This is a genomic window from Ferrimonas aestuarii (assembly GCF_005116665.1).
GTDB classification, from domain to species: domain Bacteria; phylum Pseudomonadota; class Gammaproteobacteria; order Enterobacterales; family Shewanellaceae; genus Ferrimonas; species Ferrimonas aestuarii.
The window spans coordinates 1-19532 of record NZ_SWCJ01000020.1; the positions used below are offsets into that span (position 1 = coordinate 1).

Consider the following 19532-nt stretch of genomic DNA (forward strand, 5'->3'; position numbering starts at 1 on the left):
TCTACCTGTTCAACCACAGATAATTTAAAGGCCATTGGGTAATCACGCTGCGAGCGTCTGCGTCGCTTGGGCTCTACCTTTTCCATAATAGGTCTCCAATGTGTAAACCTATTTCAGGACGGGTCATTTCTTGAAAAAAAGCCCCTTAGTACTCTAAGGGGCTTTTGCTTTCTGAGCTAAAGGAGATTAGCGGTTTTCTTCAACCACCAATTTGTAGGGTTTGGTATCGGAGAAGATCTCATCTTTAAGCGGGTTGAGCTTGTGCTTGCGGATTTTGTAGAACTGATACACGAACAGTGCCACGTTCGCCACAAGAGCCACAAAGCTGGCAGCGAAGAACGCATTTGGATCGCGAGTTGCTGGAACCGGTGCAATCACATCAACAAACTGCGGTACGGACATAACAAACATGATCCACAGAGCTAGAGTGGCCGCGCGGTGCTGTAGCCACGCCCCTTTCTTAATAAAGAAGGCTGGGATAGTACAAGACAGCAATAGAACCACGCCGGCGTAGAAGGAGTGATCGGTAATGCAGTTGTAGGTATAAGCAAAGTTCCAAAGATCGTAAGCGATAATCCAAGCCCAGATCATATCTGGCCAGATCATATCTTTAGATTTATCTTTGGAGATCATAATACCAGCCCATCCGCAGATGGTAATAATATTAAGCAGACCAGCAATGCCGTTCATGATATTCCAAGAGCCGGACATCAGCCATAGGTTGTCAATTACTTCGCCATCCCAGGCTGCAAAAGTATAAACCTGGAAGTCTCGAAGGCAGGCTTCAAAAATATTTAAGGCCAGAATAAAGGCTGGGAACGCGAGCGCCCACTTATTTTTTTGCAGACTGGGTATGTAACGGATGGCCATGAAGCCCAGCGCACCAGCGAGAGCAGAATAGGTTTTCACCCAGTTAAACCAGTTGCCTGTACCGTATTCGTTGCCGGGAGCGGCGGTGGTAGGCCAAACGTAGATGGTTAATCCGATGGGAAGAATAAGGAATAGCAGTAAGCCACCCCACATGGTGGTACGGCCAAACTCATTGAGCGCCATCAGGGCGACCAAGACGGCAAATGCGATTGCCCAACCCTCAATACCGGGGACGTTATAGAAAAAACCCATAACTATTATCTCCAACTGTAAATGATGAGCCGCAATCATTTAAATATGGTTGAGAGAAATTAATCACTCGCGATAATAGTGAGTAATTAATAAGTTAGCCATATTTAGCGCAAGCGTACCCGCAATGGTGTGCCCATCGAATATATAACAATGTGTCGTGCTTCAAGTAAATAAGAAACCAAAGTGTTTCTTCGAATAATATTTAAGTTTTCAGGCGTTATAAAACTCTCAATTTGGTCATCCGATTCCGCATATTTAAAGTACGCTTGTTTGGATTATTTTTTATTGTGGCCGATCACATTTTTTACAACGAATAGAGTAATTGCTCTAGTTGTTGTGGTTCGACGTCTTCAACCAGTGCAGAGTTCTTCGGGGAGGCTCTTTGCCAGTGATTCCTTTCAACAGGGGCACCGAAGCGCAAAATCTGATACCTTAGCGCCCGCAATCCCGAGCCTTGTTGGAACCTCATGATTAAGATTTTGTTTGAAGATGAGCACCTAGTTGTGGTGCATAAGCCATCCGGATTATTGGTGCATCGAAGTTGGCTGGCTAAGCGAGAGACGGAGTTTGCCATGCAGATGGTGCGCGATCTCGTGGGCTGTCATGTATTCCCGCTGCATCGACTGGATCGGCCGACGTCAGGCATCTTGGTATTTGCAAAGTCGTCTGAGATCGCCAAATTGATGCAGCCCCAATTTACTGAACGAGGAATTGATAAGCATTATTTGGCGTTAGTGCGAGGGTATGTGAATGAGGCTGGGCATCTGGACTATCCGCTGAAAGAGGAGTTGGACAAGATTGCCGATGCACGGGCGGATCAGGACAAGGAACCGCAAGAGGCGGTGACTGACTATTGGCCGTTACACCAAGTTGAGCTGCCTTTTGCTGTGGGCCGTTATCAAACCAGCCGCTACTCTTTGGTGGCCATGAAACCGTTGACGGGACGCAAGCATCAACTTCGGCGGCATATGGCACACCTTCGCCATCCGATAATCGGTGATACCACCCATGGTGACGGTCGACACAATAAGTTTTATCGAGAGCAGTATCAGAGTCAGCGTTTGTGGTTGATTGCCAAAGCGCTCTGTTTTGATCACCCGGTCAGTGGTGAACGTATCTCTATCGAAACTGATTTAGAGCAGGAGTGGATCACCCTGTTCGAGCAGTTTGGATGGTCCACCGAGCAGTCTGGCTATCAAGTGTTGAAGATGGGGCTAGCTGGGCTCTGAACGGATGCCGATAATTTTACGCACTTTCGGCTGATGTTCTGAGCTGAAGTAGCTTAAACGCCTGACTCTCTGACGCTTTAGATGGAATTTGTGGTGCTGGCGACGTGTGCGTTGGCGATACTGCATTTGGGCTCCCAAGAGGTTCGTATTGCGCCGTTACGGGGCATACAGTAAGGTGGAATTTGGATTTTATCAAGTCATTAACAGGTAAGTTTTTATGGCGAAAATCAGCCTTGTGGTTGGCTCCGTTTACGGCGGCGCAGAGGCGGTTGCTCAGCAGCTGCAATCGGCATTAGATCAGGCAGGACATCAAGCATCCATCAGTGATGCACAAACGGCAACATCACTGGTCTCTGAGGCGGCCGACGCTTGGTTGGTCGTCACTTCCACCACCGGCAGCGGTGATCTCCCTGATACCATTTTGCCGTTATTTCTGTCGTTGCAGTCCGAATTTCCTATGTTGCCTGACTTAAAGTACGGTGTGGTTGCTTTAGGAGACTCGAGCTACGGCGACACCTTTTGTGGTGGTGGCCGCCAATTTGGCCAACTGCTGGAAGAGCTGGGCGCAAAGGAGTTGTGTCCGCTTTTGACCATCGATGCTTGTGAGCATTTTGATGGGGCTCCGGTTGCGCTAGAATGGCTTCCGAATTGGTTAACTCAACTACAACAACAAACAACCAAAGTATAATTTTATGCCTCAACAGTGGTTCCCGAACCTTCAACGCATCGGCAAAGCGCTGATGGTGCCAGTGGCGGTACTGCCAGCCGCTGGTTTGCTACTCGGGCTGGGAACCAGTCCTCTTGAGTTCTTTCCTGATCTTCTTCAAGGGGTGATGTTACAAACCGGTACCGTCATCTTCCAGCTTCTGCCGATGTTGTTTGCCATCGCACTGGCCCTCTCTTTCTGTTATCACGACGGCTCCGCGGCCATCGCGGCGGTGATAGGTTACGGAGTGCTGTTGGCAACCATGTCGGTGTTCGCACAAGCCTATGATTTTGAAACTCAGGCCCTACTTGGGTTTGACACCCTCAATACGGGCGTCATTGGCGGGGTGCTCAGTGGCGGATTGACTGCGCTGGTGTATCGGCGCTTCTATCGAGTTGAGTTGCCGGAGTGGCTGGCGTTTTTCTCTGGTCGCCGCCTCGTTCCTATGGTTAACGTTATCGCAGCGATTGCCCTTGGGGCTTTGCTGTCTCAGCTGTGGCCTTGGATGGAAGTGGCCCTTGAGCAGTTCTCTCATTGGGTACTCTACCAACATCCAAAGTTTGCATGGATGGTTTACGGCATGGTGGAGCGATTGTTGATTCCGCTGGGGCTGCACCACATCTGGAATGTGCCGTTCTTCTATGAGGTCGGGCAGTTTACGACGAACACTGGTGCGGTCATACAAGGGGAAGTTGGGCGCTTTCTCGCCGGAGATCCGTCAGCGGGCCATCTGGCTGGTGGTTACTTTATCAAGGTGTGGGGGCTGCCTGCGGCCGCCCTCGCGATGTGGCGCAGCGCCGATACCAAACAGCAGCGGCAAACCGCAGGAGTGATGTTGTCGGCAGCGCTAACCTGTGCCATTACCGGGGTAACCGAGCCGGTTGAGTTTGCGTTTCTGTTTGTAGCACCGCTGTTGTATCTGCTTCATGCGGTGTTGACTGGGGTGGCCTACTTGATTGCCATCAACGTTGAGTTTCATCATGGCTTGGTATTTTCTCAAGGATTATTAGATTTCTCCCTGTTCTATCACTTAAGCCGAAACACCCAGTTCTTTTGGATTCTAGGTCCGTTCTATGCCGGTATCTATTTTCTGGTATTTCGGTTTGCCATCATGCGCTTTAACCTACCAACCCCTGGGCGCACATCCCATCGCCCAACTTCACCAACCAATGCCAGTCAAATTGTCACCGCTTTGGGAGGTCGAGAGAACTTGTTAGAGATTGACGCCTGCCTGACTCGTTTGCGGATGAAGGTGAAAGACGTGGAACTGGTACAGCAGCAACATCTGATTGGCCTTGGGGCGAAAGGGGTCGTTGTGATTGGCAAGGGCGTTCAAGTGGTCTTTGGCCCCAAAGCGGAACGCCTTAGAGCCGAAATCATGTCTTTATCGTCCGTAGACCGAGTGTAGCGGGGAGTTTACTCCGTGTACCACACTTCGTATTTTGGCTGAGTCATGGCGATATCGGTGATGGACACTTGTCCTCGATAGTAGCGAGTTCGCACGTAACTGGAGATCTTAGTTGCACCATAGCTTTCTGCGAAGCTGGCGACGTCTTCCCCATTACAAACTAGCTTGGGTAATACCCGATATGGGTTGACTCGATAAGTTCTCATTGCGTTCCTAAATTGCACTTTGCTGTTGGTGAGCGATGCTTTACAGGTTTCAATTAGTGATTGTTCCATTGCTGGAGTGAATTTCGCTTGAGCAGGGAAGGCAAACAGTGCCGCAACGGCAAGCGTAGTGAGCATTTTCATAGTGACGTCCTTAGTGGCTAACGTGATCAAGGATCGTCAATAAGCATGGCGGAGCTTGCCGAAGAGGAAGGTAACAAAGGGTTAGAGAGTGTGTCTCTGAGCTTTGGGATGTTTAGCTCAAATACTAAGGCTTGAATCGACGGGCGTTTAAAATGCTTAAATGTGTCTATGCTGAAACAAAAACGGCCGCACTGCGGCCGTTTTCTGGTGTAGCGGCTTACTCTGCGCTACGTAGCAGCTCGTTGATGCCAACTTTACTGCGTGTCTTTGCATCCACCTTTTTCACGATGATTGCGGCGTACAGGTTGCAGTCGCCACTGGAGGATGGAAGGGTGCCCGATACCACTACGGAGCCTGCTGGTACGCGGCCGTAATGAATCTCACCAGTCTCACGGTCGTAGATGCGGGTGCTCTGGCCGATGTAAACGCCCATAGAGATCACTGAGCCCTCTTCAACGATTACCCCTTCTACCACTTCGGAGCGTGCACCGATAAAGCAGTTGTCTTCGATAATGGTTGGGGCTGCTTGCAGTGGCTCTAATACGCCACCGATACCAACACCGCCGGACAGGTGGACGTTTTTGCCGATTTGAGCGCATGAACCAACGGTGGCCCAAGTGTCTACCATGGTACCTTCATCAACGTAGGCTCCAAGGTTAACGTAAGAGGGCATCAGTACGGTGTTCTTGCCGATAAAGGCGCCTTGACGAACGGTGGCAGGCGGAACCACTCGGATGCTCTCTTCGCGGAAGCGAGCATCGTCATAATCGGCAAATTTCATCGGTACTTTGTCGAAGTAACGGGTTTCTGCACCATCCATGACTTGATTGTCGAACAGGCGGAATGACAATAGCACCGCCTTTTTCAGCCACTCATTGACCACCCATTTACCGTCTTTCTTTTCAGCAACACGGGCCTGCCCTTTATCTAGCATGTCTAGCGCCTGTTTTACGTCGGCGATAAGCTCGGCGTTGGCGTTAGCAGGGGTAATGTCAGCACGCAGTTCAAATGCAGCCTCAATCCGTTGTTGCAATTCGGTCATCGAATGAATCCTCAGAGTGTTAGTCAATATCTAATGCTTGGGTCAGGTTAGTTCTAAATTCCTGTTGTTGGCTTTCCGATAGTGCAGTGCCGTCGCTGTTGGCGAGTAGGAACAGATCTTCCGCTTTCTCACCGACGGTGGTGATCTTGGCGGCGTGAATGGTTAATCCACAACTATCGACGACTTGACCTACGCGCGCCAGCAAACCGGGGGAGTCTAATGTCAATAATTCGACCATAGAGCCCTGTTTACGCTTACCGGGGAGGAAATTAACCTGAGTACGAACCTTAAACTGTCGCATACGCCTTGGCAATGGCCGTGAGCGCAGTTTTGTTGGTGCAGGGGACAGCAGGGTGCGAATCAGGCTATTACGTATGCTGTTGATGCGTGATGGGTGATTCACCGGGCTGCCATCCTGCTCTAGGATGATCAGGCTATCGAGGGCAAAGCCATCCTTAGTGGTGAATAACTGAGCGTCATGCACTTGGACGTTTTTACCATCAAGTAGCGCCATAATGGCGGCGAATAAGCCCGGCCGGTCAGGGCAGTAGATAAACAGCTCAGTGCCGCCGCTGACCTGATGATCGGTGACTTCGATGATGGGCTGGTTGTCAGAACGCTCCATCAGCGCTTGGGCGTGCATGCTGATCTGCTGTGGGTTAAACCGCAGGAAGTAATCGGCACTTAGGTGCTCCCAGATGGGGCCGATGTTTCCATTGTCTAGCCCTTGCTTAGCCAACAGACTGAGGGCTTTGTTCTGGTTTTCGCGGATTTTTGCGCGGGTATCCACTGGTTTTTCAAGGCCATTGAGTAACATCCCTCGGGTGCTCTGATACAACTGGCGCAGCAGGGAGCCTTTCCAGTTGTTCCACAGGTTGTCGTTGGTGGCGCAGATGTCGGCGACGGTCAAGCAGTAGAGATAGCTTAGGCGAGTGCTGTCGCTGACCACTTCAGCAAAGGCTTTGACCACATCAGGGTCGTTAATGTCTCGCCGCTGAGCGGTGACTGACATGATGAGGTGATTGCGTACCAACCAGGCGACTAGTCGCCCATCGTGGTCATTGAGGCCGTGCTGCTGGCAAAATTGCAAGGTGTCTTCTGCGCCCAGTTCACTGTGGTCACCACCTCGTCCCTTGGCGATGTCGTGGAAGATGGCGGCCAGCACCAGCAATCCCTTTTTCGGAAGTTGGTCGATAAGCACGCTACCAAGAGGGAAGATCTCTTTATGGGCTGGGTCGGCAAAGCGCTCAATGAACTGCAGCAATCGATGGGTGTGTTCGTCCACGGTGAACGCGTGGAACAGATCAAACTGCATCTGGCCAACAATCTTTTTCCACGGCTTAAGGTAACTGGCCATGATCCCATGACGGTGCATCAGTGATAGGGCTTTGATGCCGTTGGGGTGGCGAAGAATCAGCATAAATTGACGTCGGCACTCCGGCAGATCGCTCAGAGGGTGCTTCAATTTGCGGCGAAGGTTCCGCAGCAAACGTAGGGTGGGGGCAGCCACGATGGTGATTTCTGGATCCGATGCCGCATGAATAAACAGCGTGAGGATGTTCTGCGGCTGTTCGAAGACGCCATCGTGTTTGGCGTTGATGTAGCGACCGGCTTTCTCAAAGTGGTCATCGAGCTCGACGACCATGTCATCGTTGACCATTTGTGGCAGCGCACTGCGCTTAAACAGTTGCAGTAGCATCTGATTCAGCTCTCGTACCGCACGAATGGTGCGGTAATAACGTTTCATCATCTGCTCTACGGGCAACTGAGTGCCTTGTTTATACCCCAACAGTTCCGCCACCTTGGGCTGGTGATCAAACAGCAATCTGTCTTCGGCACGACCGGCGGTGAGATGCAGGGCGAATCGAACTCGCCATAAAAAGTCGCGACAGGCATTCAGCTCCTCAAGTTCCTCTTTGGTCAAGAAGTCGTGGGAAACCAACTCAGCCAAACAGGAGGCATTGAAGTGACGCATTGCCACCCAAGTGATGGTTTGTACGTCTCGTAAACCGCCGGGGCAAGATTTGAGGTTGGGCTCCAGATCAAAGGCGGAGGACTTTTGATGTCTGGCTCGTTGTTCGTCTCGCTTGGCGACATAGAAAGGCTCCAGCGGCCAAAAGTCAGGGACGTCCAAGCGGGCCAACAGTTGTTGATACAGGGCGGCGTCACCACAAACCAGCCTCGATTCCAGCAAGTTGGTAGCGATGGTGATGTCACCCATGGCCTGCTCAAAGGTCTCTTCGACGGTTCGAACTGAATGGCCCACGTCCAATTTGCAGTCCCATAAGATGGTCAGAAGTTGCCCTAGTGCGGCTTCGGTCTCTTGAGAGCATCGCTCTTCAGTCAGTACCAGCAGATCGATGTCGGAGTTTGGGTGTAGCTCGCCTCGGCCATAGCCGCCAACCGCTACCAATGTGGCGGAGCACTCCCCCAGAGCTAGGTGCTGCCAAAGCTGTTGAAGTAGGGCGTCGATCTGTCCGGCACGTTCGGCCAACAACACGCCGATGCTTTCACCATCGATAAAACGCTGTTGCAGTTGTTGTCGATGTTGTTGTAACTGCTGCTTGAGTTCAGCTGGAGAGGGAAGGGTAGTTGAAGGCTTCATGCCGAATGCTGTCCTAATAAAAGGGCTCGCCAAGCGAGCCCCAATTTGAATTAGCTGTGAGAGATTACGCGCTCTAAGGTTTCATCGCTGCGAAGGGTCAATACCTCGACGCCATCCTCGGTTACCAGCAGAGTGTGTTCCCACTGAGCTGACGGTGCACCATCTTTGGTGGTCACGGTCCAGCCGTCTTTCTTATTGAGCTTACAGCGGTAATCGCCGGCGTTGATCATCGGCTCAATGGTAAAGCACATGCCCGCTTTCAGTTCTAGGCGAGCGCGATTGCGATAGTGAACAATCTGTGGCTCTTCGTGGAACTTCTCGCCAATGCCGTGTCCGCAGTAGTCGCGAACCACTGAGAAACCCTCTTTTTCAGCCATTGGCTGAATGATGGCGCCAATTTCGCTCATGCACAGGCCAGGGCGAATCTGGCGAATGGCGGCGTACAGGGATTCTTGAGCCACCTCAACCAGCTTCTTGTTGCGCGGTGGCGTCTGGCCAACGATGAACATCTTGGAGGTATCGCCGTGGAAGCCATCTTTAATGACGGTGATGTCGATGTTAACGATGTCTCCCTCTTTCAGTTTTTTATGGGAAGGGATGCCGTGGCAAACCACTTCATTTACTGAGATGCAGGTGGACTTCGGGAAGCCGTTGTAATTCAGTGGCGCTGGAATGGCGTCCTGTACTTCGGTGATGTGTTTGTGGCAGATGGTGTTTAGCTCTTCAGTGGTCACGCCCTTCTTTACGTGAGGGCCGATCATCTCAAGTACTTCTGCAGCCAAACGGCCTGCGACGCGCATCTTTTCAATCTGTTCCGGAGTTTTAATTACAATGGTCATTGGTCTACTCTGTTATACGAATTTGGTGTGCTGAGAACCGGGCGCAAAGTTGAGCTTTGTAAGCCAGTATGGTATAAAGCGCGCCGACTCCGTTGTCTCGTGAACGAACTCGTGGCTTTAAGGCTTTCGATTCCCAAGCGAACAATGGGGCTTATTATATCGTTAATTTGTATTTAAACCACACACGTATCGGCACATGGTCCGGGGTGCCCCTCGGGGTCGGATTATGGGATGCGTGGAGGCTTAACCCCAAACATTATTGAGGAATATCATGGCAACTGTATCCATGCGCGACATGCTGAAGGCCGGTGTGCACTTCGGTCACCAAACCCGTTACTGGAACCCAAAGATGAAGCCTTTCATCTTCGGTGCTCGTAACCGTGTACACATCATCAACCTAGAATCTACCGTTCCTATGATGAACGACGCTCTGGCTTTCCTGGGCAACGTTGCTTCTAAGAAAGGTAAGATCCTGTTTGTAGGTACTAAGCGCGCTGCTGGTCAGAGCATCAAAGAATCTGCTCTGAAATGTGACCAGTTCTACGTTGACCACCGCTGGTTGGGCGGCATGCTGACCAACTGGAAAACCGTTCGTCAGTCCATCAAGCGTCTGAAAGATCTGGAAGCTCAGAGCCAAGACGGTACCTTCGAAAAGCTGACCAAGAAAGAGGCGCTGATGCGTACTCGTGAAATGGTTAAGCTGGAGAAATCTCTGGGCGGTATCAAGAACATGGGCGGCCTGCCAGACGCGATCTTCGTAATCGACGCTGAGCACGAGCACATTGCTATTAAAGAAGCTAACAACCTGGGTATCCCAGTTGTTGCTATCGTTGATACCAACTCTAACCCAGATAACATCGACTACGTTGTTCCTGGCAACGACGATGCTATCCGCGCTATTCAGCTGTACACCGGTGCTGCTGCTGAAGCTGTTATTGAAGGCCGTGGTCAAGACCTGGCTGTTCAAGCTGAGCAAGACGGTTTCGTAGAAGCTGAATAAGCCATAATAAGGCGTGAGTTTACTCGCCCCTTATTAACCAAAAAGTTATTGGTTAACAGGGGCCTTTGTGGCCCCTGTTTTTTTACGCATTTAGACGCAAGTCATAGAGGAATTGGACATGGCAATTACCGCTGCCCTGGTAAAAGAGCTGCGCGAGCGCACTGGCGCTGGCATGATGGATTGTAAGAAAGCCCTGGTAGAAACCAACGGTGACATCGAGCAAGCTATCGAGAACATGCGTAAGTCTGGTCAAGCGAAAGCCGCTAAGAAAGCTGGCCGTATCGCTGCTGAAGGTGTGATCATCGTTAAGCAAGAAGCTGGCCTGGCTGCACTGGTTGAAGTGAACTGCGAAACTGACTTCGTAGCTCGCGACGAAAGCTTCCTGGCTTTCGCTAACAAGGTTGCTGAAGTTGCTCTTGCTGGCAAAATCACCACCGTTGACGCTCTGAACGCTGCTGACCTAGACGGCATCACCGTTGAAGAAACCCGTGCTAACCTGGTTGCTAAGATCGGTGAGAACATGGCTGTACGTCGTGTTGTTCTGGTTCCTGGCGAAAACCTGGGTGCTTACATCCACGGTGGCAAAATCGGTGTTGTTACTTCACTGGTTGGTGGTACTGAAGAACTGGCTAAAGACATCGCAATGCACGTTGCTGCGTCTAACCCACAGTTCGTTAAGCCTGAAGACGTAGACGCTGAAGTTGTTGCTAAAGAGCGTGCTATTCAGGTTGAGATCGCTGTTAACTCTGGCAAGCCTCAAGAGATTGCAGAGAAGATGGTTGAAGGTCGTATGAAGAAGTTCACCGGTGAGATTTCTCTGACTGGTCAGCCTTTCGTTAAAGACCCATCCATGAACGTTGGCAAGCTGCTGAAAGACGCTGGCGCTGACGTAGCTACTTTCATCCGTCTGGAAGTAGGTGAAGGTATCGAGAAAGCTGAGGAAGATTTCGCAGCTGAAGTTGCAGCTCAAATCGCAGCAGCTAAAAAGGCTTAAGCCTTAGATAACCTTTGATACAGACCGCGGCTCTCGTCGCGGTCTTTTAGCATTCAGGATAGAGAAAATATGAGCACCAATCCAAAACCTGCATTTCGTCGCATTCTATTGAAACTCAGTGGTGAAGCTCTTCAAGGTGAAGAGGGCTTCGGCATTGACGCCAAAGTACTGGACCGTATGGCCCAAGAGATCAAAGAACTGGTAGAGCTGGGTATCCAAGTTGGATTGGTAATTGGTGGCGGTAACTTATTCCGTGGCGAAGGGCTGGCAAAAGCCGGCATGAACCGCGTAGTGGGCGACCACATGGGCATGTTAGCCACCGTGATGAACGGTTTGGCCATGCGAGATGCACTGCACCGTGCGTATGTGAACGCCAGACTGATGTCTGCCATCCCACTAAATGGCGTGTGTGATAACTACAACTGGGCGGAAGCCATCAGCCTGTTGAAACAGGGCCGAGTGGTGATCTTCTCTGCGGGTACCGGTAACCCATTCTTCACTACGGATTCGGCGTGCTGCCTGCGCGGTATCGAAATTGAAGCCGATGTGGTACTAAAGGGAACCAAAGTGGATGGGGTTTATTCCGATGACCCGGTTACCAATCCGGACGCCGTGAAGTATGATAAAATCACCTACAATGAAGTTCTTGAAAAAGAACTGAAAGTGATGGATTTGTCGGCCTTTACTTTGGCCCGCGATCATAATCTGCCATTGATGGTCTTTAACATGAATGAACCTGGTGCATTGCGCCGGGCGGTGATGGGCGAAGCCAACGGCACCCTGATCACCAACGAGTTGTAAATTAATCGAATTCGATTGAATTGAGTTGACACCGTAAGGAAGTTCACCGTGATTAACGATATTAAAAACGACGCCGAAGCGCGTATGCAAAAAAGCGTAGAAGCGTGCCGTAGCCAGATGGCTAAGGTTCGTACTGGACGCGCACACCCAAGTCTGCTGGACACCATCGTGGTTTCTTACTACGGCGCTGACACACCGCTGAAGCAGGTCGCTAACATTTCGACTGAAGATTCACGTACTCTGGCGGTAACTGTATTTGACCGCACCATGATCCAAGCCGTTGAGAAAGCGATCATGGCGTCAGATCTGGGTCTGAACCCTAACTCTGCCGGTGCGACCATCCGCATTCCTCTGCCACCACTGACCGAAGAGCGTCGTCGCGATTTGGTTAAGGTAGTGCGCGGTGAAGCGGAAAACGGTAAAGTGGCGATTCGCAACATTCGCCGTGACGCTAACTCTGACATCAAAGACCTTGAGAAAGAGAAAGAGATTGGTGAAGACGACGCTCGCAAGGGCGAAGATGAGATCCAGAAGATCACCGACAAGTACGTTAAAGCGGTTGACGTTGTGCTGGCAGAAAAAGAAGCCGAGCTGATGGAGATCTAAGCAAACGCCTTAGTTTGCTAGTGAAACAACGCCGCGTTTAGATATACTACGCGGCGTTTTTAATTTTTAAGAAGTGGGAAAAGTTACCTCTATGTCCGAGCTATTGGATCTACCACCGACCTCAGTGCTACCAAAGCACGTTGCTATCATCATGGATGGTAATGGCCGCTGGGCAGAGTCAAAGGGCAAACCACGAGTGTCTGGTCACCGTGCTGGCGTAAAGTCGGTTCGTGAGGCTGTGGCATTTTGCCGAGAGCAAGGGATTGAGGTATTGACGCTGTTCGCATTTTCCAGTGAAAACTGGCGCCGCCCCGAGCGGGAGGTCGCATTGTTAATGCGACTGTTTATGACAGTGTTGTCCCGTGAAGTAAAATTGCTACAAAGCAATGATGTGCAATTGCGAGTCATTGGTGACGTTTCAGGTTTTAGTCCGAAATTGCAATCTCGTATCGAAAAAGCACAACAACAAACCAAAGATTGCCAAGGCCTTGTCCTAAATGTCGCTGCTAATTATGGCGGTCGTTGGGATATGGTCCAAGCCTGTCAGCAGGTGGCTCAGGCAGTAAAGTCTGGGCAGATGGACATTGAGCAGATTGACGAGCAAAGCGTCACTCAGCTATTGACCATGTCCGATCAACCGGAGGTTGATCTACTCATTCGAACTGGTGGCGAACAGCGCATCAGTAACTTTGTGCTGTGGCAAGCGGCTTATGCTGAGCTGGTATTCAGCTCCGTGCTGTGGCCCGATTTTGGTCCAGAGGCATTCAGTCACTGCGTGACCGAGTTTTGCAGTCGCCAGCGTCGTTTTGGCCAAACCAGTGCACAAGTTGAGTCCTAACCGACACAAAATAATAACGAACACTAACTAGAGGCTTTTTTTTTGCTTAAGCAACGAGTTTTAACTGCCGTCTTACTCCTTCCCGCAGCCTTGGCTGCCATTTTTTTGTTGCCGCCTTTGGGCTTCGCAGCAGTGATTGCAGGAGTGATGTTATTGGCCGCGCGAGAATGGGGCAGCTTTATTCAGCCTAATCAGCCTCTGGTGTCTTTCAGTTTTACCCTCTCCATTGGTGCTCTTATTGCCGCACTAGGATTCATTCTTCCCATCGATACGCTTTGGCATCAAGGCCAACTTCACCCTCTCGCTAAGGGCATTCTGCAGGTCGGCGCTGTGTGGTGGGCCGTGGCGCTGGGTTTGGTGATTACTTACCCGAAAAGCCAGTCAATATGGCGACAAAATCAGATGTTAAAGGCGGTCTTTGGCCAACTCACTTTGATCCCTGCTTTTGTCGCTATGGTAGTGCTGCATAGCTTCCCTGAAGGTAAAGGCATCAGCGGTGCGGCCTTAGTGCTCTCTGTTTTCCTAATCGTTTGGGGAGCCGATACCGGCGCGTACTTCTTTGGTAAAGCCTTTGGAAAGCACAAGATGATGCCTAATGTTAGCCCAGGCAAGACCCTTGAAGGTCTGGGGGGCGGACTTTTGGTGTGCGCGGCACTGGGCGTTGCCGGTTGGCATTACCTGCCGAATAATGGTCTAGCCGTCGTGATTGCCGTGGTGCTTATTACCGCCCTCTCTTCGGCATTGGGTGACCTTTCTGAGAGCATGTTTAAGCGCTGTGCCAAAATTAAAGACTCTGGAAGCTTGCTGCCAGGGCACGGCGGAATTTTAGACCGAATTGATAGCATTACCGCTGCGATGCCGGTATTTGCTCTGCTTTACCTTTATTGGTGGATCTAACTATGCAGCGACTGGCGTTGTTTGGAGCGACTGGCTCTATTGGTTCCAGTACTCTGGATGTTGCCCATCGTCACCCTGAGCACTATCAGGTGGTTGCCGTTACTGCCCACAGTAACTGGCAGGCGATGGTTGATATCTGTACCAAGTTTTCGCCCCAGGTGGCGGTGATGGTAGACGAGCAGGCTGCTAAACAGCTTGAAGCCGCTTTGGCTGGAAAGGTGAACACTCAAGTCTTAGCCGGTGAGGCCGCCTTGATTGATGTGGCCGAAATGCCGGAAGTAGATACCGTGATGGCGGCCATTGTTGGCGCCGCAGGGTTGAATTCGACCCTGGCTGCAGTTCGTAAAGGTAAACGTATTTTACTGGCCAACAAAGAGGCGCTGGTGGTGTCTGGGCGCATCTTTATGGATGCGGTCACCGAACACGGAGCCACTCTGCTTCCGGTGGATAGTGAACATAATGCCATTTTCCAGAGCCTGCCTGACGCGGTTCAGGCAAGCCTTGGGCACTGCAATCTGGCTGCTAATGGTGTGTCTCACTTGCTGCTGACCGGCTCTGGCGGTCCGTTTCGTACTCGAGACTTAAACACATTTGACCAGATCACCCCTGCCGAGGCCTGCGCTCACCCTAATTGGAGCATGGGTCAGAAAATCTCGGTCGATTCCGCCACCATGATGAACAAAGGGTTGGAGTACATCGAGGCTCGCTGGTTATTTAATGCGGCTCCCGAGCAGATTCAAGTGGTGATTCACCCGCAGAGCGTGATTCACTCTATGGTTCAGTACCATGACGGTTCGGTTTTGGCTCAAATGGGGCAGCCAGACATGCGAACGCCCATTGCCCACTGCATGAGTTACCCCAATCGAATTCACTCTGGTGTGGAACCTTTGGATTTCCTCAAGGTCGGACAATTAACCTTTGAAGCGCCAGATTTTGCTCGTTACCCCTGCCTACAGTTGGCAATTGAAGCCTGCAATCAGGGACAGGAAGCAACCACTGTGGTGAACGCGGCCAACGAGCAAGCTGTAGCGGCATTTCTCAAGGGACAGATACGATTTACGGATATCGCACGGGTGAACCGCTTCTGCTTAGAACGCGCTGAGTTGGCTCCACAGACGGAGTTGGCGGCGTTGGCAGAACTGGACAAGCAAGCTCGTGCCTTGGCCGATGGCTGGATTGCTAGGGGAGCATAATGCTGCAATTTTTATGGAGTCTGGGTGCGTTCGTTGTTGCACTTGGGATTCTGATAACTATCCACGAATATGGCCACTTCTGGGTGGCCAGACGCTGTGGCGTCAAGGTGGAAAAGTTTTCCATTGGCTTTGGTAAAACCCTGTGGAGTCGCAAAGACAAACAGGGAACGGAATACACCTTAGCGCTTATCCCTTTAGGTGGATACGTTAAGATGCTGGATGGCCGAGTGGACGATGTGCCGCCGCAGTTGGCTAACCAGGCGTTTAACAACAAAAGCGTGTGGCAACGTATTGCTATCGTCGCAGCTGGTCCTATCGCTAACTTCCTGTTCGCTATCTTTGCCTTCTATCTGATGTTTTTGATGGGCGTGCCATCCGCCAAACCGGTGATTGGCGAGATTCTTCCCAACTCCGTGGTATCGTCGGCACAGGTGGAGCCTAAGAGCATTATCACCCACGTGGGCGATCGCCGCACTCAGGATTGGGAAGCGGTAAACCTGTCGATGGTGGAGTACATCGGCAATGAGTCGATGTCGCTGACTTTGCAAACGCCTTCGGGCCAGACACAAACGCTTCAATTGGACCTGAACCAGTGGCAGGTAGAACCGGATAAAGAAGCGCTGTTTGTCAGCCTTGGCATCCAGCCTTGGCGCCCGGCGATCACCAATGAGCTGGCTCAGGTGATTGAGGGCGGTGCAGCAGCTAAGGCCGGTCTTCTGGCGGGCGATAAGCTCATTGCCATTGATGGTAAGCCATATCACAGCTGGGAATCACTCGTAGCTCAGGTGGAAGCCAGTGCCAACAAGCCGATGGTATTTACGGTTCAGCGCGACTTTAATAGCCTAGATATCGACGTCACCCCGAAACCTGGCGAAAATGCTTCGGGTGAAACCGTTGGGCAGGTCGGCATTGCGCCATTGATGGAAGCCTATCCAGATAAGTATCGTATAGACCTGCAATATGGCCCTATCGATGCGGTTGGACCTGCGCTAAGCCGAACCTGGCAACTCATGGAGTTAACAGTAAAAACTATCGGCAAGCTGTTTACTGGTGACCTTTCGGTCAGTAACCTAAGTGGTCCTATCTCCATCGCTCAAGGAGCGGGGAGCACCGCAGGATTTGGTTTGGTGTATTTTCTGGGCTTTTTGGCTCTGATCAGCGTCAACCTCGGAATTATCAATCTTTTGCCTCTACCTGTATTGGATGGCGGGCATTTGATGTACTTTACGGTGGAGTTAATCACCGGAAAGCCGGTACCAGAACGTATTCAAGATTTTGGTTATCGCATTGGCTCGGCCTTGGTGTTGATGCTGATGATAATTGCTATCGTCAATGACGTAGCGCGACTGTAGGCCCAAGGAATAATAAGAATCTTCGTCTATGAGACTGAATAAAGTTATGGCATCGATGGTCTTCATCGGTGCAGCCGTATCGGCACAAGGGCAAGCTGCGGGCTTTGATGCATTCGTAGTGGATGACATTAAAGTGGATGGATTGCAGCGAGTGGCGCTGGGGGCAGCGCTACTGAACTTGCCTATTAAGGTCGGCGATCAGGTGGATTCCGTAAGCCTGCAGCGTGCGATTAAATCTCTTTACGCTTCTGACAACTTTGAAAATATTGAAGTGCTTCGCGAAGGCGACACACTGATTGTTAAGGTCAAAGAGCGTCCAACCATTAGCAGCATTGTCTTTGATGGCAACAAAGATATTGAAGATGAGCAACTGCAAGAGAGTTTGGATGCATCTAGCATTAAGACCGGCGAACCCCTTGATAGAACTCTGTTGACCGAAATTGAAACCGGCTTGCAAGACTTCTATTACAGCGTTGGTAAGTACAACGCTAAGGTGGAGGCTCAGGTGGTTAACCTGCCTCGTAACCGCGTTGAATTGAAGCTGAAGTTCACCGAGGGTGATGCCGCGGAAATTCACCAGATCAACATTGTTGGCAACACCGTGTTTTCTGATGAAGAGCTCATCGAACTGCTGGAGTTAACCGACTATGTTGCTTGGTGGGATTTCTTTGGTCAGCGCCGCTACCAAAAGCAGACGCTAGAAGGTGACCTTGAGTCGCTAACCTCCTATTACAACGATCGCGGTTACCTGAAGTTTAAGGTGGAATCCACTCAGGTGGCCATGACTCCAGATAAGACCGGGCTGTACGTTACCATCAACGTCGATGAAGGCGAGCAGTACACCGTCAAAGGCGTCAACCTAACTGGCGATCTTCTGGGTAAAGAGGAGACGTTGGAAACGCTGGTACCGATCGAAGATGGCGAGATGTACAACGGCGGTGAAGTGACCTTTACCGAAGAGTTGCTGGGCAAGTTCCTTGGTCGTTATGGTTACGCCTACCCACGGGTAAGCACCTATCCTGAGATCGATGAAGAAAACAAGCAGGTTACTCTAAACATCAATATCGATCCGGGTAAGCGCATCTATGTGCGTAACATCGGCTTCGAAGGCAACACCGTTACCAAAGATGAAGTTCTGCGTCGTGAGATGCGTCAGATGGAAGGGGCATGGCTAAACAGTCGTTCTGTCGAGCTGTCTAAAGAGCGTTTGAACCGCCTAGGCTTCTTTGAAACCGTTGAGTCTGAAACCACGCCAGTACCGGGCAGTGATGATCTGGTCGATGTGGCGTTCAAAGTGAAAGAGCAGCCATCGGGTTCATTCAACTTTGGTGTGGGCTACGGCACCGAAAGCCAGTTGAGCTTACAGCTTGGCGTAACCCAGAATAACTTCTTGGGTACGGGTAACAGTGTTGGTATCAATCTGAACAACAACTCATATCAGAAAGACGTCAACCTTTCCTATCGTGACCCCTACTTCACCAAAGACGGGGTGAGTGCCGGTGGTAACATCTACTGGTCCGAGTTTGATGCAGACGAATATTACCTAGAGTCCTATAAGAACAACTCTTATGGTATTGGTTTTGATATGTCTTGGCCGGTGAATGAATACAACCGCTTGGGTCTGGGCATCTCCTACCGTCATAACGAACTGTCGGAAGTGTCTCCATACCAGCAGGTGATCACCTTCTACAGCATTTATGGCGACCCAACCAACTCTGGCAGTAAAATTGCCTTTGATAACTTTGAGCTGAGCGCCAACTGGACTCGAAGCACTTTGAACCGAGGCATGTTCCCAACTGCGGGTAACAATCAGAAGTTGTACCTGAAAGCCACGGTACCAGGTTCTGACATCCAGTACTTTAAGGCCAGTTTCGATACCAGCTACTACTACCCGTTTGATCGCAACCATAATTGGGTGTTCTTGACTCGAGGTAAGTTAGGTTATGGTAATGGCTATGGTGACTACAAAGGTCAAGAGAACGTGTTGCCGTTCTGGGAGAACTTCTACGCCGGTGGTTCCACCGTGCTGCGTGGCTTCAAAACCAACTCCGTTGGCCCTCGAGCATTCTACCTGACCGGTGACGGTACGCCTTGTATTCCAGATCCAAATGGTGGCTTTGGGAATTGTAATCTGCCTGGGAACCCTGATACGGTAGCCATCGATACTGGTAGTTCCATTGGTGGTAATGGTATTGCGACCATCAGTGCAGAGTTGATCGTACCGACCCCATTCTTGGATGAGTCGTACAAGAACTCGGTACGAACCAGCCTGTTTGTGGACGCCGGTAACGTTTGGGACACTGAGTTTGATTACGACAGCTATCGGACACTGCCACAGACTGAGTTTGATAAGATTCAGGATTACAGTGACCCGATGCGGATCCGAGCTTCGGCTGGCTTGTCGGTTCAGTGGGTTTCGCCTATGGGCCCTATGGTATTTAGCCTAGCGAAACCACTTAAGAAATATGATGGAGACGAAAGTGAAGTGTTCTCCTTCAATATCGGACGTACTTTCTAAATCAATAACCAAAACGATTGGCTATTAAAAAAATA

At 50.8% G+C, this 19532-nt stretch carries 17 protein-coding genes; 12 read left to right on the plus strand and 5 right to left on the minus strand.

Going from position 1 to position 19532, the window contains the following annotated elements:
* Positions 1-186: 186 nt before the first annotated feature.
* Positions 187-1122: a DUF5692 family protein gene (locus FCL42_RS18405; protein ID WP_136864901.1), complete on the minus strand. Its 936-nt coding sequence runs from the start codon at positions 1120-1122 to the stop codon at positions 187-189.
* A 467-nt stretch (positions 1123-1589) separates the two neighbouring features.
* Here FCL42_RS18405 and truC point away from each other — a divergent pair, with 467 nt between their 5' ends.
* From truC to FCL42_RS18420, 3 genes are all read left to right on the plus strand, one after another.
* Complete coding sequence (gene truC, locus FCL42_RS18410) at positions 1590-2351, plus strand: tRNA pseudouridine(65) synthase TruC (RefSeq protein ID WP_136864902.1); 762 nt, start codon at positions 1590-1592, stop codon at positions 2349-2351.
* A 217-nt stretch (positions 2352-2568) separates the two neighbouring features.
* Entirely contained in the window at positions 2569-3039 is a 471-nt protein-coding gene (locus FCL42_RS18415) for a flavodoxin (protein WP_136864903.1), read from the plus strand.
* A gap of 4 nt (positions 3040-3043) precedes the next feature.
* Positions 3044-4465: a PTS transporter subunit EIIC gene (locus FCL42_RS18420; RefSeq protein ID WP_136864904.1), complete on the plus strand. Its 1422-nt coding sequence runs from the start codon at positions 3044-3046 to the stop codon at positions 4463-4465.
* Positions 4466-4473: 8 nt separating this feature from the next.
* Here the strand turns inward: FCL42_RS18420 and FCL42_RS18425 are convergent, their stop codons facing one another.
* The 4 genes from FCL42_RS18425 to map all read right to left on the minus strand — a co-directional run bounded on the left by FCL42_RS18425 (position 4474) and on the right by map (position 9298).
* A complete protein-coding gene (locus tag FCL42_RS18425; RefSeq protein ID WP_136864905.1) occupies positions 4474-4812 on the minus strand; it encodes a DUF3718 domain-containing protein in 339 nt (112 codons plus the stop codon).
* Between the two features lie 217 nt (positions 4813-5029).
* Complete coding sequence (gene dapD / locus FCL42_RS18430) at positions 5030-5854, minus strand: 2,3,4,5-tetrahydropyridine-2,6-dicarboxylate N-succinyltransferase (RefSeq protein WP_136864906.1); 825 nt, start codon at positions 5852-5854, stop codon at positions 5030-5032.
* Between the two features lie 19 nt (positions 5855-5873).
* Positions 5874-8459 carry a [protein-PII] uridylyltransferase gene (gene glnD / locus FCL42_RS18435; protein WP_136864907.1) on the minus strand — a complete coding sequence of 862 codons (2586 nt, stop codon included), beginning with the start codon at positions 8457-8459 and terminating at the stop codon, positions 5874-5876.
* A gap of 50 nt (positions 8460-8509) precedes the next feature.
* Complete coding sequence (gene map / locus FCL42_RS18440) at positions 8510-9298, minus strand: type I methionyl aminopeptidase (protein WP_136864908.1); 789 nt, start codon at positions 9296-9298, stop codon at positions 8510-8512.
* Positions 9299-9569: 271 nt separating this feature from the next.
* On the opposite strand from map, the gene rpsB reads away from it, so the two are divergent.
* The 9 genes from rpsB to bamA all read left to right on the plus strand — a co-directional run bounded on the left by rpsB (position 9570) and on the right by bamA (position 19497).
* Entirely contained in the window at positions 9570-10298 is a 729-nt protein-coding gene (gene rpsB, locus FCL42_RS18445) for a 30S ribosomal protein S2 (protein ID WP_136864909.1), read from the plus strand.
* 118 nt (positions 10299-10416) lie between these two features.
* Positions 10417-11292, plus strand: a complete 876-nt coding sequence (gene tsf, locus FCL42_RS18450; RefSeq protein ID WP_136864910.1) for a translation elongation factor Ts — start codon at positions 10417-10419, stop codon at positions 11290-11292.
* Between the two features lie 69 nt (positions 11293-11361).
* Positions 11362-12093 (plus strand): UMP kinase, encoded by a 732-nt coding sequence (pyrH, locus tag FCL42_RS18455; protein ID WP_136864911.1) that lies wholly within the window; start codon positions 11362-11364, stop codon positions 12091-12093.
* Between the two features lie 48 nt (positions 12094-12141).
* Entirely contained in the window at positions 12142-12699 is a 558-nt protein-coding gene (frr, locus tag FCL42_RS18460; protein WP_136864912.1) for a ribosome recycling factor, read from the plus strand.
* A 91-nt stretch (positions 12700-12790) separates the two neighbouring features.
* Positions 12791-13537 carry a polyprenyl diphosphate synthase gene (gene uppS, locus FCL42_RS18465; RefSeq protein WP_136864913.1) on the plus strand — a complete coding sequence of 249 codons (747 nt, stop codon included), beginning with the start codon at positions 12791-12793 and terminating at the stop codon, positions 13535-13537.
* Positions 13538-13579: 42 nt separating this feature from the next.
* The gene (locus FCL42_RS18470) at positions 13580-14434 is read left to right on the plus strand and encodes a phosphatidate cytidylyltransferase (RefSeq protein WP_136864914.1); all 855 of its coding nucleotides are present in this window, start codon (positions 13580-13582) and stop codon (positions 14432-14434) included.
* Between the two features lie 2 nt (positions 14435-14436).
* On the plus strand, positions 14437-15627 hold the full coding sequence (ispC, locus tag FCL42_RS18475; RefSeq protein ID WP_136864915.1) for a 1-deoxy-D-xylulose-5-phosphate reductoisomerase: 1191 nt from the start codon (positions 14437-14439) through the stop codon (positions 15625-15627).
* Positions 15627-16979, plus strand: coding sequence for a sigma E protease regulator RseP (rseP, locus tag FCL42_RS18480; protein WP_136864916.1), 1353 nt, complete (start codon positions 15627-15629; stop codon positions 16977-16979). The genes ispC and rseP overlap by 1 nt, the downstream gene beginning before the upstream one ends.
* Positions 16980-17007: 28 nt before the next feature.
* Complete coding sequence (bamA, locus tag FCL42_RS18485) at positions 17008-19497, plus strand: outer membrane protein assembly factor BamA (RefSeq protein WP_136864917.1); 2490 nt, start codon at positions 17008-17010, stop codon at positions 19495-19497.
* The last annotated feature ends 35 nt before the right edge of the window (positions 19498-19532 follow it).

Coding starts and splice junctions, on each gene's coding strand:
- tsf (WP_136864910.1), top strand. CDS start 10,417: ATGGCAATTACCGCTGCCCTGGTAAAAGAGCTGCGCGAGCGCACTGGC.
- FCL42_RS18415 (WP_136864903.1), top strand. CDS start 2,569: ATGGCGAAAATCAGCCTTGTGGTTGGCTCCGTTTACGGCGGCGCAGAG.
- pyrH (WP_136864911.1), top strand. CDS start 11,362: ATGAGCACCAATCCAAAACCTGCATTTCGTCGCATTCTATTGAAACTC.
- truC (WP_136864902.1), top strand. CDS start 1,590: ATGATTAAGATTTTGTTTGAAGATGAGCACCTAGTTGTGGTGCATAAG.
- uppS (WP_136864913.1), top strand. CDS start 12,791: ATGTCCGAGCTATTGGATCTACCACCGACCTCAGTGCTACCAAAGCAC.
- dapD (WP_136864906.1), bottom strand. CDS start 5,854: ATGACCGAATTGCAACAACGGATTGAGGCTGCATTTGAACTGCGTGCT.
- FCL42_RS18405 (WP_136864901.1), bottom strand. CDS start 1,122: ATGGGTTTTTTCTATAACGTCCCCGGTATTGAGGGTTGGGCAATCGCA.
- FCL42_RS18425 (WP_136864905.1), bottom strand. CDS start 4,812: ATGAAAATGCTCACTACGCTTGCCGTTGCGGCACTGTTTGCCTTCCCT.
- ispC (WP_136864915.1), top strand. CDS start 14,437: ATGCAGCGACTGGCGTTGTTTGGAGCGACTGGCTCTATTGGTTCCAGT.
- map (WP_136864908.1), bottom strand. CDS start 9,298: ATGACCATTGTAATTAAAACTCCGGAACAGATTGAAAAGATGCGCGTC.
- bamA (WP_136864917.1), top strand. CDS start 17,008: ATGAGACTGAATAAAGTTATGGCATCGATGGTCTTCATCGGTGCAGCC.
- rseP (WP_136864916.1), top strand. CDS start 15,627: ATGCTGCAATTTTTATGGAGTCTGGGTGCGTTCGTTGTTGCACTTGGG.
- rpsB (WP_136864909.1), top strand. CDS start 9,570: ATGGCAACTGTATCCATGCGCGACATGCTGAAGGCCGGTGTGCACTTC.
- FCL42_RS18420 (WP_136864904.1), top strand. CDS start 3,044: ATGCCTCAACAGTGGTTCCCGAACCTTCAACGCATCGGCAAAGCGCTG.
- glnD (WP_136864907.1), bottom strand. CDS start 8,459: ATGAAGCCTTCAACTACCCTTCCCTCTCCAGCTGAACTCAAGCAGCAG.